The following is a 13,909-nucleotide window of genomic DNA, read 5'->3' as shown; positions in this document are numbered from 1 at the left end:
TGCTTTCTCCACGACGCTGACGAGAGGGCTGGGCCCTGTCGGTCCGGCCTTCTCGTCGGTCTGTGCTTCCTCGACGACGCAGGGAGGCGCGGGCCGGGTCAGGCCAGGCGGCCGCCGCTCTCGGCGAGGTAGCAGGCGCCGCAGAGCGACTCGTACGTCACCTGCTCGCCGTCGATGGCCACCTGGTCGCCGTCGAAGACGAACCGGTCGCCGACCTTGCGGGCGTTGAAGACGGCCTTCCTCCCGCAGCGGCAGATCGTCTTCAGCTCCTCCAGGCTGTGCGACACCTCCATCAGGCGCCGGCTCCCCGGGAACGCCAGTGTCCGGAAGTCCGTCCGGATGCCGTAGGCCAGCACGGGCACGCCCTCCAGCACGGCGATGCGGAGCAGGTCGTCGACCTGCCCCGGCGACAGGAACTGCACCTCGTCGACCAGCAGGCACGCGAGGTCGGAGCCGGTCTCGTCGCGCACGCGGGCTCGCTCGGCGCAGAACACCGCCAGCACGTCGTCACCGGGCGCGAACGTCACGTCGACGGTCCGCGTGACGCCGAGCCGCGACACGACCGCGTCGTCGCCCTTCGTGTCGACCCGGGGCTTGGCCAGCAGGACGCGCTGGCCGCGCTCCTCGTAGTTGAAGGCCGCCTGCAGCAGAGCCGTGCTCTTGCCGCTGTTCATGGCCCCGTAGCGGAAGTAGAGCTTCGCCACTACTGGAGGTAGCCGTCCTCCGCCGCCCGACGGATCAGCTCGCTCTTCTTGCTCGCCGGCCGGTTGGCCTTGGCGTACTTCTCGCGCACCCGGCGCAGGTACGTCTTCGCCGTCTCGTACTGGACGTTCATCTGCGCGGCGACCTCGTTCGTGCTGAAGCCCGACACGTACAGACGGAAGGCCTCGGCCTCCCCGGCGCTCAGCTTGGGCCGGCTCTGGTTCGTGGCGCCGACCGGGAGCGGCCGCCAGTCGCGCTGCGGCGACGAGTCGCGGGCGACGCCCATCACCTGGCGCGCGGCGTCCATCACCTCGCGCATGGGCAGCGACTTCGACAGGAACGCGCTGGCGCCGGCGTCGAGCGCGCGCTCCCGCGACTCCCGCGTGTCGAGGCTCGACAGGACGACGACCTTCGCGCCGGCGGCGCGGCAGGTGCGGACCCGCGCCTCGATCGAGACGGGCTCCTTGAGCTGGAAGTCGAGGAACACGAGGTCGGTCGGGAAGTTGTCGCTGTGGACCAGCTGCAGCCACGTGTGCGCCGTGAGCACGAGGTCGAAGTCGTAGGCGTTGACGTTGATCCAGCTCGAGAGGCTGTCCAGGAGGACCTCGTGGTCGTCGAGGATGGCGAGGCGCACCCGGCGCGTCGCGGGCGTCTCGTCGCCGGGGCCGACCGTGCTCCACGACGGGGCGGCGGCGGGCCTGCCGAAGCCCGGGCGGAGGGACGAGCGACCGCTCGACTCAGTGCTGGTCATAAGAAAACCTTAGTGTCAGGAGGGGTGAGGTGGCGTCGACCTGCAGGTCGCCGAAGACGATGCGGAGCACGGCGAACCACGGGGCGAAGCGCCGACGGACGACGAACTCCCCCACCGTGGTCGGGACGCTGACGAGGGCCTCGACGCGCTCGTCGACCCGACGCAGGTCGACCCGGACGTCGTCGGCCTGGACGCCGTCACGCTCGCCGAAGGCGACGAGGAGGGCGCGCAGCGACGTACGGTGGTCGGGGGTCATCGCGGAGGCCACGAAGTCGGGGTCGACCACGATCCCGGAGACTCCGCTCGTCGGGCTGACGAAGAGGTGCTCGAGCCACGACCGGTCGGCCTCCGCCACCATGGACACCCGCAGCTGGTCGGCGATGTCCCGGGCGCGCTGCGCGTCGGCGGCCGTGACCGCCCCGCGGTCGACGAGGGACGCGAAGAACGGGACGACGTCGCGGTTCAGGATGGTGACGCGGTCCTGCTGCACCGACCGCGCGATGCTCGCCCGCAGCTCGTCGGCGCTGGCGCGGCGGAAGGTCGTCGCACGGTCGATCCACCGCTCGACCAGGAGGGTGAAGGTGCGGGAGAAGGAGGCGGCGGCCGCGGAGAGGGCCACGACCGGCACGACGGCGACGATGACGAACGTCGTGGTCGGCACGGCGGTCACGAACCAGGGCCGTTCGAGCAGGACGACCGCGGCGACGACGACCGCCACGACGAGGCCGGCGGCGAGGATCTCGACGGCGGGCCGGTAGGGGGCGACGCCGAGCAGCAGGACGCCGACCGCGAGCGACGACCAGTCGTCGCGGACGAGCTCGTTCTGCCCGAGGAGCCCGAGCGCCTCGAGGGCCACGGCGGCGCAGGAGAGCACCACGACGGCCACCAGGGAACGACGCCGGAAGGGGGCTCGGAGCGGGCTGGCGGAGAGCACCAGGACGAGCCCCGCCGCCGCGAGGGCCGCGACGGCGCCCACCGCCGCTGCCGGGTCGACGATCTGGGCGCGCCCGCTCAGGGTCGCCGACACGGCCACGACGAGGGCCGCCAGGACGGTGATCAGCGAGACCGGGCGGGAGGCGAGGGCCCCCACGGGGTCGACCTGCTGCGGCGTGCGCTCTCGGTCGGTCACGCGGCGTCGTCCGTCCGGCCGTCCGAGCGCACGTCACCCGTGGCCCCGTCGGCGCCGGCGACCGGCACCGTGTCGCCGGGCCCGTCGGGGCCGGTCGCCGGCACGCGGATGACGACCGAGGTCCCGCTGCCCGGTGACGACCAGACCTGCGCCGAGCCCCCGACGCGCTCCATGCGTGCCCTGACCGAGTTGCTGAGGCCGAGCCGGTCACGCGGCACCGTGTCCTGGTCGAAGCCCGCACCGTCGTCGATGACCATCACCGAGAGCTCTCCGCCGTCGCCGTAGACGACGACCTCCGCGCGCCGCACGCCGCTGTGCTTCTCGACGTTCGTCAGGCACTGGGTGACGGCCAGGCCGAGCGCCTGGCCCACCACCGGCGCCAGGCGGGCCACGGCCGCGACGTCGCCCGTGACGCCGATCTCCAGCCCCCGGGCACGCCCCTGCTCGACCGCGCGCGCGAGCTGGCTGTCGTCCCACTCGGCCGTCGCGGCGTCGACCCCCGGCGGGGCGGGGTCGCGGAGCCACTCCTGACCGACCAGGGTCTCGAGGTCCGACGCCATCGACGAGGCCAGCGACGGGTCGAGCCGCCCGGGGCCCGCCGTCGCGACGGCGGCGAGGTGGTTGAGGACGGTGTCGTGGACGAGCGCCGCAGCCTGCTGCTCCATGTCGTGGCGGATGCTCTGGAGCTGCTGGTCGACGGCGGCGCGGTGGATGCTCGGCTGGGCCCGCCGGGCCCGGTCACGGGCGACGAGGGCGTAGCCGAGCGTGGCGACCACGACCGCCCAGGCCACCACCGTCGTCACGTCGACCTTGGGGGCGGAGCCGGTCTGCCACGTCGCGAGCTGGGTGGCCACCTCGCCGAGCACGAGGCCGCCCGTCGCCCAGGCGATGCTGTGTCGCGGACGCACCCCGCTCGCCCCCACCATGACGAGAGCGATCTTGGGGAGCGTCAACGAGAAGGCGTCGGAGGCCTGGATCGACGGGACCTGGGCGAAGAGGGTGAGCGCGTACCAGTAGAGGCACGCCGAGCCGAGGAGGAGGTAGGCCGCGTAGCTCGTGGCGCTGCGGGAGGCCACGACGACGAAGACGAGCGCCGCCATCGTCACGACCGCGACGAGCGCGGGCCACAGGATGAGCGACGGCATGCCCACCTGGTTGCTGACGAGCAGGAGGGCCGCGCCGGTGAGGACGACGCACGCGATCACGTGGCAGGAGCGCGCGAGCGCGCGACCGGTGCTCTGGGGAGCGAGGTGGGCGGGCAGTCCGAGCAGCACCGTGCCTCCTTCGCTCCGTGGCTGGCCTGATGATCATGCCAGAACACGGACCGGCTCATGTACCCCGTTATCTGGGGCCACCCCCGGATCGACTCGGAGGAGGGTCGCGATCTGTGCCCCGGTCGCTCAGAAGAGCCGCGGCTGCGCCGAGCGCGCGCCGCGCGGGAGCTCCTCTGCCAGGAGGGACCGGGGAGCCGACGTCGGGGTGAGGTTCATCAGCCGCAGCGACTGCTCCGCGTCGTCGAGCGCCCGCGACCTGGTCGTCCCCGTCGAGGGGTCGGCCTCGCCGCGCTGGAGCCCGTGCTGGGCCAGCAGCGGCCGCATGCGCCCCGCGAGCCAGCGGCGGTACCCCGTGGGCGCGTAGGTCCCGTGCGCGTAGAGCTCGCGGTACTTCGGCAGCAGCTCCGGGTGCTCGCGCTCGAGCCAGGCGAAGAACCACTCCTTCACCCCGGGCTTGAGGTGCAGCGCGCTGTAGAGCACGGTGGTGGCCCCGGAGTCGCGGACGGCCTCGAGCGCCGTGGTGAGGTGCTCGCGGGTGTCGGTGAGGTACGGCAGCACCGGCATCATGAACACGGAGCAGCGGAGGCCCGCGTCGGTCGCGGCCCGGACGGTGGCGAGCCGGGCCGCGGTCGTCGGCGTGCCCGGCTCGATCGACTGCTGCAGCTCGTCGTCGTGGACGGCCACCGACATCGCGATGTCGACCGGCACGTGCTCCGCCGCCTCCGCCAGCAGCGGGAGGTCGCGCCGGAGGAGGGTGCCCTTCGTCAGGATGCTGAACGGCGTGCCCGAGTCGGCCAGCGCTGCGATGATGCCCGGCATGAGGCGGTAGCGCCCCTCCGCCCGCTGGTACGGGTCGGTGTTCGTGCCGAGGGCGACCGGGTGACGCTGCCAGGACGGCCGTGCCAGCTCGCGGGCCAGGACCTCGGCGACGTTGACCTTGACGACGATCTGACGGTCGAAGTCGTCGCCGCCGTCGAGGTCGAGGTACTCGTGGGTGGGCCGGGCGAAGCAGTAGACGCAGGCGTGGCTGCACCCCCGGTACGGGTTGACCGTCCAGCCGAACGGCAGGGCGCTGTCTCCGCCGGGCACGCGGTTCAGCGCGCTCTTGGCGAGGATCTCGTGGAAGGTGACGCCGGCGAACTCCGGCGTCGTGACCGACGCCACGAGGTTCGACAGCTTCGCGAGCCCGGGCAGGGCGGAGTCGCTCTCCGTCGCCATCGCCTGCCCGCTCCACCGCATGCGTCCATTAGAACACACGTTCGAGCGAGCGTCGCTCGTGAGCGGGTCAGGCGTGGATGCGGAGCGCCTCCGCCGTGGCGCCGAGGGTGGCGGCGGCCCGCTGCTCGTCCGTCGCGACGGCCTCGCCGTAGGTCGGCACGAGGCGGCGGAGCATCGGCGTCCAGCCCGCGATGCGGTCGGGGAAGCAGCGCTCCAGCACGTCGAGCATGATCGGGACGGCCGTCGAGGCACCGGGCGAGGCGCCGAGGAGGCCGGCGATGCTGCCGTCCGCCGCGGCGACGACCTCGGTGCCGAACTGCAGCACCCCGCCCTTCTCCGCGTCGCGCTTGATCACCTGGACCCGCTGGCCCGCGGTGATGCGGTACCAGTCGGCGGGGTCGGCGTCGGGCATGAACTCGCGCAGCGCCTCGAACTTGGTCTCCTTGCTCGCGGCCAGCTGGCCGACGAGGTACTTCACCAGCCCGAGGTTGGCGAGGCCCGCCCGGATCATCGGGTAGAGGTTGTGCGGGCGGATCGACAGCACGAGGTCGAGCACCGACCCGTTCTTCAGGAACTTCGGGCTGAAGCCGGCGTAGGGCCCGAACATCAGGCTCGCCTCGCCGTCGACGATGCGGGTGTCGAGGTGCGGCACCGACATGGGCGGTGACCCGACGGCGGCCTTTCCGTAGACCTTCGCGCGGTGCTTGGCGACGACCTCGGGGTCGTCGGTGCGGAGGAACTCGCCGCTGACCGGGAAGCCGCCGAAGCCCTTGATCTCGTCGATGCGCGACTTCTGCAGGAGGTGCAGCGCGCCTCCCCCGGCCCCCACGAAGACGAAGCGGGCGTCGACCGTCGTGGGCGTGCCGCCGACCTGCTTGCGCATCTTGATGCGCCAGGTGCCGTCGCCGAGCTTCTTGAGGCCCGTCACGCGGTGGTCGAGCTCGAGCCGGGCGTCGTTCGCCTCGAGGTGCTCGATGAGCAGCCGGGTCAGCGCCCCGAAGTCGACGTCGGTGCCGGCCTCGATGCGGGTCGCGGCGATCGGCTGCCCCTTCGAGCGGCCGGGGATGAGCACGGGGGCCCACGAGCGGATGACGGAGGCGTCGGTGCTGAACTCGAGACCGCGGAAGAGCGGGTGGTCGCGCAGGGCCTCGTGGCGCTTGCGCAGGTACTCGACGTTCTTCTCGCCCCAGACGAAGCTCATGTGGGGCGTCGACGAGATGAAGGCGGACGGGTCGGGCAGGGCGCCCTCGGCGACGAGGTGCGACCAGAACTGCCGCGAGACCTGGAACTGCTCGTTGACCTTGACCGCGCTGCTGATGTCGATCGTGCCGTCGGAGCGCTCGGGCGTGTAGTTCAGCTCACAGAGCGCGGAGTGGCCGGTGCCCGCGTTGTTCCAGGGGTTGCTCGACTCCTGGGCCACGTCGCCGAGGGCCTCGTAGATCTGGATCGTCCACGTCGGCTCGAGCTGCTTGATCATCGCGCCGAGGGTGGCGCTCATGATGCCCGCCCCGATCAGGGCGACGTCGACTGGCTTCGGTGCATCGGTCACGGCGTCAGTCTAGGCCGACGCGCCCACGGCGGGGCGAGCGGCCCCGGGCTGGCGGCGCAGGCCTCTCGACGTCGAACGACCCGCCGACGCCCCGCCGGTCGGTGCCCGACCCCGGTCAGAGCCCGAGCCCGGTCAGCTCCTCGTCCATGCGCCGTGCCAGCTCGGCGTAGCCGTCGTCGTTCGGGTGCAGCCCGTCGGCCGCCATCCACTCCGGGTGGCCGGTCAGCCAGCGCGAGGCCCCCGGCACCTGGTCGGCGTCGATCTCGTCGGCCGCCTCCCGCACCCAGCCGGCGATGACGTCGACGCTCTCGGGCCGCTCGTCGGTGTACCAGAACGGCTCGACGACGACGAAGCGCGCCTCGGGCAGGGCGTCGTCGAGGCGGTGCAGGTCGACGCCGATCTGCTCGTGGATCTCGTCGGCGCTGCGGTCGTACGAGAAGGCGTCGTTGAGCCCCATCGTGACGATGACGATGTCGGGGTCGGCCGCGATCACCTGGCCGGGCAGGTCGCCGCCCTCGAACGACGTCCGGTTGTTCACGAAGCCCAGGCCGTTCACGCTCTCGTTGTGCTCCCGCCAGCCGCGCTCCGCGCTGACGACGGTCGACCACCGCTTCGACGGGTCGCTCGCGCCGGTGCCCAGGGTGTACGAGTCGCCGTAGAAGGAGACGACCGGCCCGTCTCCGTCGGGGACGCCGGCCCGGCCGTCGCCGGCCGACGGCGCTGCGGGGTCGGGCGCGCAGCCGGTGAGGAGGAGGACGGCCGTCGCGACGACGACGAGGGAGCGGGCGAGACGGGTCACTCTCGCTGTTCGGAGCGCGGGAGGCGCGGGTTCGGTGCCCCGCGCCTCCCCCGCTCCCCTGCCGGGCTCAGGCGTCGGCGAGGCGTCGGGCCGCGACGATCTCCGCGATCTGCACCGCGTTCAGGGCCGCGCCCTTGCGGAGGTTGTCGTTGCTGATGAAGAGGGCGAGGCCACGGTCGCCGGGCACACCCTCGTCTCGCCGGATGCGACCCACGTACGACGGGTCGGAGCCCGCGGCCTGGAGCGGCGTCGGCACGTCGGTCAGCACGACGCCGGGGGCGTCGGCGAGGAGCTCCTTCGCCCGGGCCACCGTGATCGCGTCGGCGAACTCGGCGTTGATCGAGAGCGAGTGACCCGTGAAGACCGGCACGCGCACGCAGGTGCCGCTGACCCGCAGGTCGGGGCGCTCGAGGATCTTGCGGCTCTCGTTGCGGAGCTTCTTCTCCTCGTCGGTCTCGTCGAGGCCGTCGTCGACGATCGAGCCGGCGAGCGGGATGACGTCGAAGGCGATGGGGCGCACGTAGACGGCGGGCTCCGGCATCTGCACCGCGCCTCCGTCGTGGACGAGGCCGGCCGTGTCGCCCTCGAGGGCGGCCCGCACCTGGCCGAGCAGCTCGTCGGCGCCGGCGAGCCCGCTGCCGCTGACCGCCTGGTAGGTGCTGACGATCAGGCGCTCGAGGGTCGCCTCCGCGTCGAGGACCTTGAGGACGGGCATCGCGGCCATCGTCGTGCAGTTCGGGTTGGCGATGATGCCCTTGACGGCCTGGTCGATGGCGTGGGGGTTCACCTCGCTGACGACGAGGGGCACCTCCGGGTCCATCCGGAAGGCGCTCGAGTTGTCGATGACCAGCACGCCCGCGGCCGCGAAGCGCGGGGCGTGCGCCCGGCTGCCGGTCGCACCGGCGGAGAACAGGGCGATGTCGAGGCCCGTCGGGTCGGCGGTCTCGACGTCCTCGACGACGACGTCGACGCCGCGGAACGACAGGGTCGTGCCGGCGGAGCGCGCCGTCGCGAAGAAGCGGATCTCGCGCAGCGGGAAGTCGCGCTCGTCGAGCAGCTTCCGCATGACCTTGCCGACCTGGCCGGTGGCGCCGACCACGCCGACGCGCAGCCCTCCCTCGCGCAGGGTGTCGGACATCTCGTGCTCCTTCGTGACGGGTGGTGCGGGGACGGGGCGGGGCGGAGTCGGGGGCTGAGCCGGGCGGCGCGGTCAGCGGCCGGTGCCGGCCCAGACGACGGCCTCGACGTCGCCGTCGAGCTCGAACGCGGTGTGCACGACGCGGAGGGCGTCGGCGAGCGTGTCGGCCCGGGTGACGACCGAGATGCGGATCTCGCTGGTCGAGATCATCTCGATGTTGATGCCGGCCTCGAAGAGGGCCGTGAAGAGGCGTGCCGAGACGCCGGCGTTCGTGCGCATGCCCGCGCCGACGAGCGCGAGCTTGCCGATCTGGTCGTCGTACTGGAGCGACTCGAAGCCGATCTCGGCCCGGTCGGACTCGAGCGCCTGGAGCACGGTCGCGCCCTCGGACTTCGGCAGCGTGAACGAGATGTCGGTGCGGCTCGTCGACGCCGCCGAGATGTTCTGCACGATCATGTCGATGTTGGCGCCGGTCTTGGCGACCGTGCGGAAGATCTGCGCGGCCTTGCCGGGCACGTCGGGCACGCCGACGACCGTGATCTTGCCCTCGCTGAGGTCTCCGGCGACGCCGCTGATGATGGGCTCTTCCACGTTCTCTCCCTCTTTCGGGTTGACGACCAGCGTGCCCTCGCCGTTGTGGAACGACGAGCGCACGTGCAGGGTGACACCGTGCCGCCGGGCGTACTCGACGGCCCGGATGTACAGCACCTTCGACCCCGCGGCGGCGAGCTCGAGCATCTCCTCGCTGGTGATGCGGTCGAGCTTGCGGGCCTTGGGCACGACGCGGGGGTCGGCGGTGAAGATGCCGTCCACGTCGGTGTAGATCTCGCAGACGTCGGCGTCGAGCGCCGCGGCGAGCGCCACGGCCGTCGTGTCGCTGCCGCCCCGGCCGAGGGTGGTGATGTCGCCGGTCGTGCGGTTGAAGCCCTGGAAGCCGGCGACGATCGCGACCGACCCGGCGTCGAGCGCGTCGCGGATGCGGCCGGGCGTGACGTCGACGATGCGGGCCTTGCCGTGCTGTGCGTCGGTGAGCATGCCTGCCTGGCTGCCGGTGTACGAGCGGGCCTCGACGCCGAGGCTGCGGATGGCCATGGCGAGCAGGGCCATGCTGATGCGCTCGCCCGCGGTGAGCAGCATGTCGAGCTCGCGGCCCCCGGGGATCGGCGTGACCTCGTGGGCGAGGTCGAGCAGCTCGTCGGTCGTGTCGCCCATGGCGCTGACGGCGACCACGACGTCGTTGCCCGCCTTGCGGGTCTCGACGATGCGCTTGGCCACGCGCTTGATGCTCTCGGCGTCGGCGACGGACGACCCGCCGAATTTCTGCACGATCAAGCTCACGGTGACTCCAGGGACGGGTACGAGGGGCCGCTCGCGGCGGGCGGGGCCCGCGCGGGCGTGGTCCGATCCTAACGGCGCGCGCACCGTGTGACGTCGCGCGGCCCGCGACGCCGCGCTCCCCGTACGGTGGGGGCATGCCCGACACCGACGACGCCCGCGGAGCCGCCTCGCGGGTCCAGGACAGCCGCGCCCTCCAGACCCTCGCCCGCGTGGGCTTCGCCATGAACGGCGTGCTGCACGTGCTCATCGGCGGCATCGCCGTGGGCATCGCCTTCGGCGGCGGGGGCGAGGCCGACCAGGGCGGCGCCCTCGGCCAGCTCGCGGCGCAGCCCGCCGGGGCCGTCGTGCTCTGGGTGATCGTCGTCGGGCTCTGGGCCCTGGGCCTCTTCCAGCTGCTCGAGGCCGCACTGGTGCGCGGGACCGACGGGGAGGCGTGGGGCGCGCGGGCCAAGGAGGGCGGCAAGGGCGTCGCCTACCTCGCCGTCGGCGCCACCGCGTTCACCTTCGCCCGGGGCGGCTCCTCCGACAGCTCCGACCAGACCGAGTCGCTGAGCGCGCGGCTGATCGCGACGCCCGGCGGCGTCGTGCTCCTCGTCGTGCTGGCCCTCGCGATCGTCGCCGTCGGCGTCTACTTCGTGGTCAAGGGGGTCAGGCAGAAGTTCCGCCAGGACCTCGTCGTGCCGTCGGGCAGCGCCGGGCGGGCGACCGTCGGGCTCGGCGTGGCCGGCTACGTCGCGAAGGGCGTCGCCCTGGCCGTCGTCGGCGTGCTCTTCGGCGTGGCGGCGATCACCTCCGACCCGGAGGAGGCCAGCGGGCTCGACGGGGCCCTGCGGTCGCTGGCCGAGCTGCCGTTCGGCACGGTCGTGCTCACGGCCGTCGCGGTCGGGCTCGTGGCGTTCGGCCTCTACAGCTTCGTCCGGGCCCGCCGCGCCCGGCTCTGACCGTCGGGCTCGGTCGGCCCTCGGCTACTCGCCGACGACCCGGCGCCCCTCGAAGGCACGGCCGAGCGTGACCTCGTCGGCGTACTCCAGGTCGCCGCCGACCGGCAGGCCCGAGGCGAGCCTCGTGACGCGGAGCCCGAACGGGGCGAGCATCCGCGAGAGGTAGGTCGCGGTGGCCTCCCCCTCCAGGTTCGGGTCGGTCGCGATGATGACCTCCTGGACGGTGTCGTCGGCGAGGCGCTGCACGAGCTGCCGGATGCGCAGGTCGTCGGGCCCGATGCCGTCGATGGGGCTGATCGCCCCGCCGAGCACGTGGTAGAGACCGCGGAACTCGCGGGTGCGCTCGATCGCCTGGACGTCCTTCGCTTCCTCGACGACGCAGATCGTCGCGGGCGACCGGCGCGGATCACGGCAGATCACGCAGGTCTCCTGCTCGGTGACGTTGCCGCAGACCTCGCAGAACCGCACCTTCGTCTTGACGTCCATCAGCAGCTCCGAGAGCCGCGTCGTGTCGAACGACTCGCTCTGCAGGATGTGGAAGGCGATGCGCTGCGCCGACTTCGGCCCGATGCCCGGGAGGCGACCGAACTCGTCGATCAGCTCCTGGACGATTCCCTCGTACACGGGCTACTCGCTTCTCTGAGGCGTGACGCGGGGGGCGACCGTCTCTTCTTCGATGAACTGGGCGCCCAGGATCTCGCGCACGACGGCCTCGCCGTAGCGCGAGCCGTTCGGGATGCCGCGACGCGGGTCGCCGGCGGCGGCCCGTCGGGCGGCCGCGGGCGGACCGGCGGGAGTCGCGGGTCGAGCCTCGGGGGCCGGCCCGGTGCCCGAGGCGGTCGGCGCCGTGCGCGGGGCGACGGCCTCGGCGGGCGGGGGCGCGGCGTCGACGGTGGGCACGCCTCCCGGGGGCTCCTCGGTGATGTGCTCGGGCTCGTCGGGCTCGGGCGGAGCCGACTGCGGGATCGGCGCGACGTCCCAGCCGGTGACCGGGTCGGACGACGTCGCCCGCGTCGGGGCCGCGGCGGGGCGGCGGGCCGGAGCGGCCGTCGGAGCCGAGGCGGCCGGCGCCCCGGCGGACTCCGCGGGCCGGGCCGGTGCCGGCGCGACGACGGGCGCCTCCCGGCGAGCCGGAGCGTCGACCGGGGCGGTCGCGGCAGGAGCGGCGGCCACCGGAGCAGGGGCAGGGGCAGGAGCGGCCGCCGGCGCCTCGACGGGCGCAGGAGCCACGGGCGTCGCCGACGCGCCCGTGGGCGCGCCCGGGGCGTCGGTCGGGCCCTCGACCCGGGCGATGTACTTCACCTTGACGCCGAGCACGTGCTGGATGGCGCGTCGCAGGTGCTCGCTGACGCCGTCGCCGGCGCCCTGGGGCTTCTTGAAGCTCTCGACGTCGTGCGCGCTCGGGAAGGTCAGCGTCAGGACGTCGTCGGCGAAGGCCTGCACGGTGGCGGTGACGACGACCATCCACGCCGTCCGCTTCGACTTCTCGACGACCTCGACGATCTCCGGCCAGGCGTCGCGCAGCTGCTGGAGGCTGACCGGCCCGACCGGCGACGAGGCACGCTCGGGCTCCGGCGGCACCGCGTTCTCGACGGCGGGGGCCTGGGCCCAGGCCGCGGAGTGCGGAGCGCTCGGCGGGGCCGGCTCGCTCGCGGCGGGGTCGGCGCCCTCGCGAGCCGGGGTCGCGGAGGGGGCGACGGGGGCGACCGACGACCAGGCCTCGGCCGCCGAGGCGGGCGACGCCGACGACGTCGAGGACGACGCGGCGGGGGCCGACTCGACCTGGCCGGGCGCCGACGCTCGCGGCGCTGCCGGGGCCGTGCCGCGGCCGGCGGGCTGCGACGTCGCGGGCGCTGCGCCCCGCGCGGGCTCCGCTCCGCCGTCGACGCCGACCCGGCGCTCCAGGCGCTCGACCCGGGCGAGCGCGCCGCGGGTGGTCTCGTCGGACTCCGGCACGAGCACGCGCGCGATCATCAGCTCGAGGTGCAGGCGGGGAGAGGTCGCCCCGGTCATGTCGGTGAGGGCGCGGTTGACGACGTCGGCCGAGCGGGAGAGCTCCGCGGCGCCGAAGGCGTGCGACTGGGCCGTGAGCCGGTCGAGCTCCTCCGGCGTGACGCCGCGCAGCACGGCGGCGGCGCCCTCGACGGTCGCGCCGACCACGATGAGGTCGCGGAGGCGCTCGAGGAGGTCCTCGACGAAGCGCCGGGGATCTTGCCCGGTCTGGACGACCCGGTCGACGGCCGCGAAGGCCGCGGCGCCGTCACGGGCCCCCAGGGCCTCGACGACGTCGTCGAGGAGCGAGGCGTGCGTGTAGCCGAGCAGCGCCACCGCGCGCTCGTAGTCGATGCCGCCGTCGTCGCTGCCGGCCATCAGCTGGTCGAGCAGCGACAGGGTGTCGCGCACCGAGCCTCCCCCGGCCCGGACCACGAGGGGCAGCACGCCGGGGGCGGCCGCGACCTGCTCGCTCGCGCTGAGCTCCTGGACGTACTCGAGCATCTGCGCCGGGGGCACGAGGCGGAAGGGGTAGTGGTGCGTGCGCGAGCGGATCGTGCCGATGACCTTGTCGGGCTCCGTCGTCGCGAAGATGAACTTGACGTGCTCCGGCGGCTCCTCCACGACCTTCAGCAGCGCGTTGAACCCCTGGGGGGTCACCATGTGCGCCTCGTCGAGGATGAAGATCTTGAAGCGGTCGCGGGCCGGGGCGAAGACGGCGCGGTCGCGGATGTCGCGGGCGTCGTCGACGCCGTTGTGGCTGGCCGCGTCGATCTCGATCACGTCGAGCGAGCCGCCGCCGTCGCGCGCGAGCTCGACGCAGGAGGGGCAGACGCCGCACGGGGTGTCGGTGGGGCCCTCGGCGCAGTTGAGGCAGCGGGCGAGGATGCGCGCGGACGTCGTCTTGCCGCAGCCCCGCGGGCCGCTGAAGAGGTACGCGTGGTTGACGCGGTCGGTGCGGAGCGCCGTGCGGAGGGGATCCGTCACCTGCGACTGCCCGATCAGCTCGGCGAAGTTCTCTGGCCGGTAACGGCGATACAGGGCGGTGACCACCCCCCAAGAGTAGCCGCCGCCACCG

The 13,909-nt window shown here is 73.4% G+C and carries 12 protein-coding genes; 1 reads left to right on the top strand and 11 read right to left on the bottom strand.

The window, feature by feature from the left end:
- Nucleotides 1-98 precede the first annotated feature (98 nt).
- From JOE43_RS07790 to JOE43_RS07750, 9 genes are all read right to left on the bottom strand, one after another.
- A complete protein-coding gene (locus JOE43_RS07790) occupies nucleotides 99-704 on the bottom strand; it encodes a thymidine kinase (protein WP_209516675.1) in 606 nt (201 codons plus the stop codon).
- Nucleotides 704-1,453 carry a response regulator gene (locus tag JOE43_RS07785; RefSeq protein WP_082514262.1) on the bottom strand — a complete coding sequence of 250 codons (750 nt, stop codon included), beginning with the start codon at nucleotides 1,451-1,453 and terminating at the stop codon, nucleotides 704-706. Before JOE43_RS07785 ends, JOE43_RS07790 begins: the two co-directional genes overlap by 1 nt.
- On the bottom strand, nucleotides 1,440-2,582 hold the full coding sequence (locus JOE43_RS07780) for a hypothetical protein (protein ID WP_209516673.1): 1,143 nt from the start codon (nucleotides 2,580-2,582) through the stop codon (nucleotides 1,440-1,442). The genes JOE43_RS07785 and JOE43_RS07780 overlap by 14 nt, the downstream gene beginning before the upstream one ends.
- Complete coding sequence (locus JOE43_RS07775; protein ID WP_209516671.1) at nucleotides 2,579-3,856, bottom strand: sensor histidine kinase; 1,278 nt, start codon at nucleotides 3,854-3,856, stop codon at nucleotides 2,579-2,581. The genes JOE43_RS07780 and JOE43_RS07775 overlap by 4 nt, the downstream gene beginning before the upstream one ends.
- 126 nt (nucleotides 3,857-3,982) lie before the next feature.
- On the bottom strand, nucleotides 3,983-5,095 hold the full coding sequence (locus tag JOE43_RS07770) for an Rv2578c family radical SAM protein (protein WP_209516668.1): 1,113 nt from the start codon (nucleotides 5,093-5,095) through the stop codon (nucleotides 3,983-3,985).
- A 46-nt stretch (nucleotides 5,096-5,141) separates the two neighbouring features.
- On the bottom strand, nucleotides 5,142-6,623 hold the full coding sequence (locus tag JOE43_RS07765) for a malate:quinone oxidoreductase (RefSeq protein WP_209516664.1): 1,482 nt from the start codon (nucleotides 6,621-6,623) through the stop codon (nucleotides 5,142-5,144).
- Nucleotides 6,624-6,738: 115 nt separating this feature from the next.
- A complete protein-coding gene (locus tag JOE43_RS07760) occupies nucleotides 6,739-7,422 on the bottom strand; it encodes an SGNH/GDSL hydrolase family protein (protein WP_209516661.1) in 684 nt (227 codons plus the stop codon).
- A 67-nt stretch (nucleotides 7,423-7,489) separates the two neighbouring features.
- The gene (locus tag JOE43_RS07755; protein WP_209516658.1) at nucleotides 7,490-8,560 is read right to left on the bottom strand and encodes an aspartate-semialdehyde dehydrogenase; all 1,071 of its coding nucleotides are present in this window, start codon (nucleotides 8,558-8,560) and stop codon (nucleotides 7,490-7,492) included.
- Between the two features lie 72 nt (nucleotides 8,561-8,632).
- Complete coding sequence (locus JOE43_RS07750) at nucleotides 8,633-9,898, bottom strand: aspartate kinase (RefSeq protein WP_056053143.1); 1,266 nt, start codon at nucleotides 9,896-9,898, stop codon at nucleotides 8,633-8,635.
- A gap of 134 nt (nucleotides 9,899-10,032) precedes the next feature.
- Here JOE43_RS07750 and JOE43_RS07745 point away from each other — a divergent pair, with 134 nt between their 5' ends.
- Nucleotides 10,033-10,839: a DUF1206 domain-containing protein gene (locus tag JOE43_RS07745; RefSeq protein WP_209516655.1), complete on the top strand. Its 807-nt coding sequence runs from the start codon at nucleotides 10,033-10,035 to the stop codon at nucleotides 10,837-10,839.
- 24 nt (nucleotides 10,840-10,863) lie between these two features.
- Here the strand turns inward: JOE43_RS07745 and recR are convergent, their stop codons facing one another.
- Both recR and JOE43_RS07735 read right to left on the bottom strand, forming a co-directional pair.
- Nucleotides 10,864-11,463 (bottom strand): recombination mediator RecR, encoded by a 600-nt coding sequence (gene recR / locus JOE43_RS07740; RefSeq protein ID WP_209516652.1) that lies wholly within the window; start codon nucleotides 11,461-11,463, stop codon nucleotides 10,864-10,866.
- A gap of 3 nt (nucleotides 11,464-11,466) precedes the next feature.
- On the bottom strand, nucleotides 11,467-13,884 hold the full coding sequence (locus tag JOE43_RS07735; protein ID WP_209516649.1) for a DNA polymerase III subunit gamma and tau: 2,418 nt from the start codon (nucleotides 13,882-13,884) through the stop codon (nucleotides 11,467-11,469).
- Nucleotides 13,885-13,909: the final 25 nt, after the last annotated feature.

The organism is Frigoribacterium sp. PvP121, assembly GCF_017833115.1.
Classification (GTDB): domain Bacteria; phylum Actinomycetota; class Actinomycetes; order Actinomycetales; family Microbacteriaceae; genus Frigoribacterium; species Frigoribacterium endophyticum.
The sequence above is the reverse complement of the archived record's forward strand: the minus strand, read 5'-3'. Positions and strand labels throughout refer to the sequence as shown.

What these genes read in the sequence shown, in the direction of transcription:
- JOE43_RS07770 (WP_209516668.1), bottom strand. Translation starts at nt 5,095, where the DNA reads ATGCGGTGGAGCGGGCAGGCGATGGCGACGGAGAGCGACTCCGCCCTG.
- JOE43_RS07745 (WP_209516655.1), top strand. Translation starts at nt 10,033, where the DNA reads ATGCCCGACACCGACGACGCCCGCGGAGCCGCCTCGCGGGTCCAGGAC.
- JOE43_RS07785 (WP_082514262.1), bottom strand. Translation starts at nt 1,453, where the DNA reads ATGACCAGCACTGAGTCGAGCGGTCGCTCGTCCCTCCGCCCGGGCTTC.
- JOE43_RS07755 (WP_209516658.1), bottom strand. Translation starts at nt 8,560, where the DNA reads ATGTCCGACACCCTGCGCGAGGGAGGGCTGCGCGTCGGCGTGGTCGGC.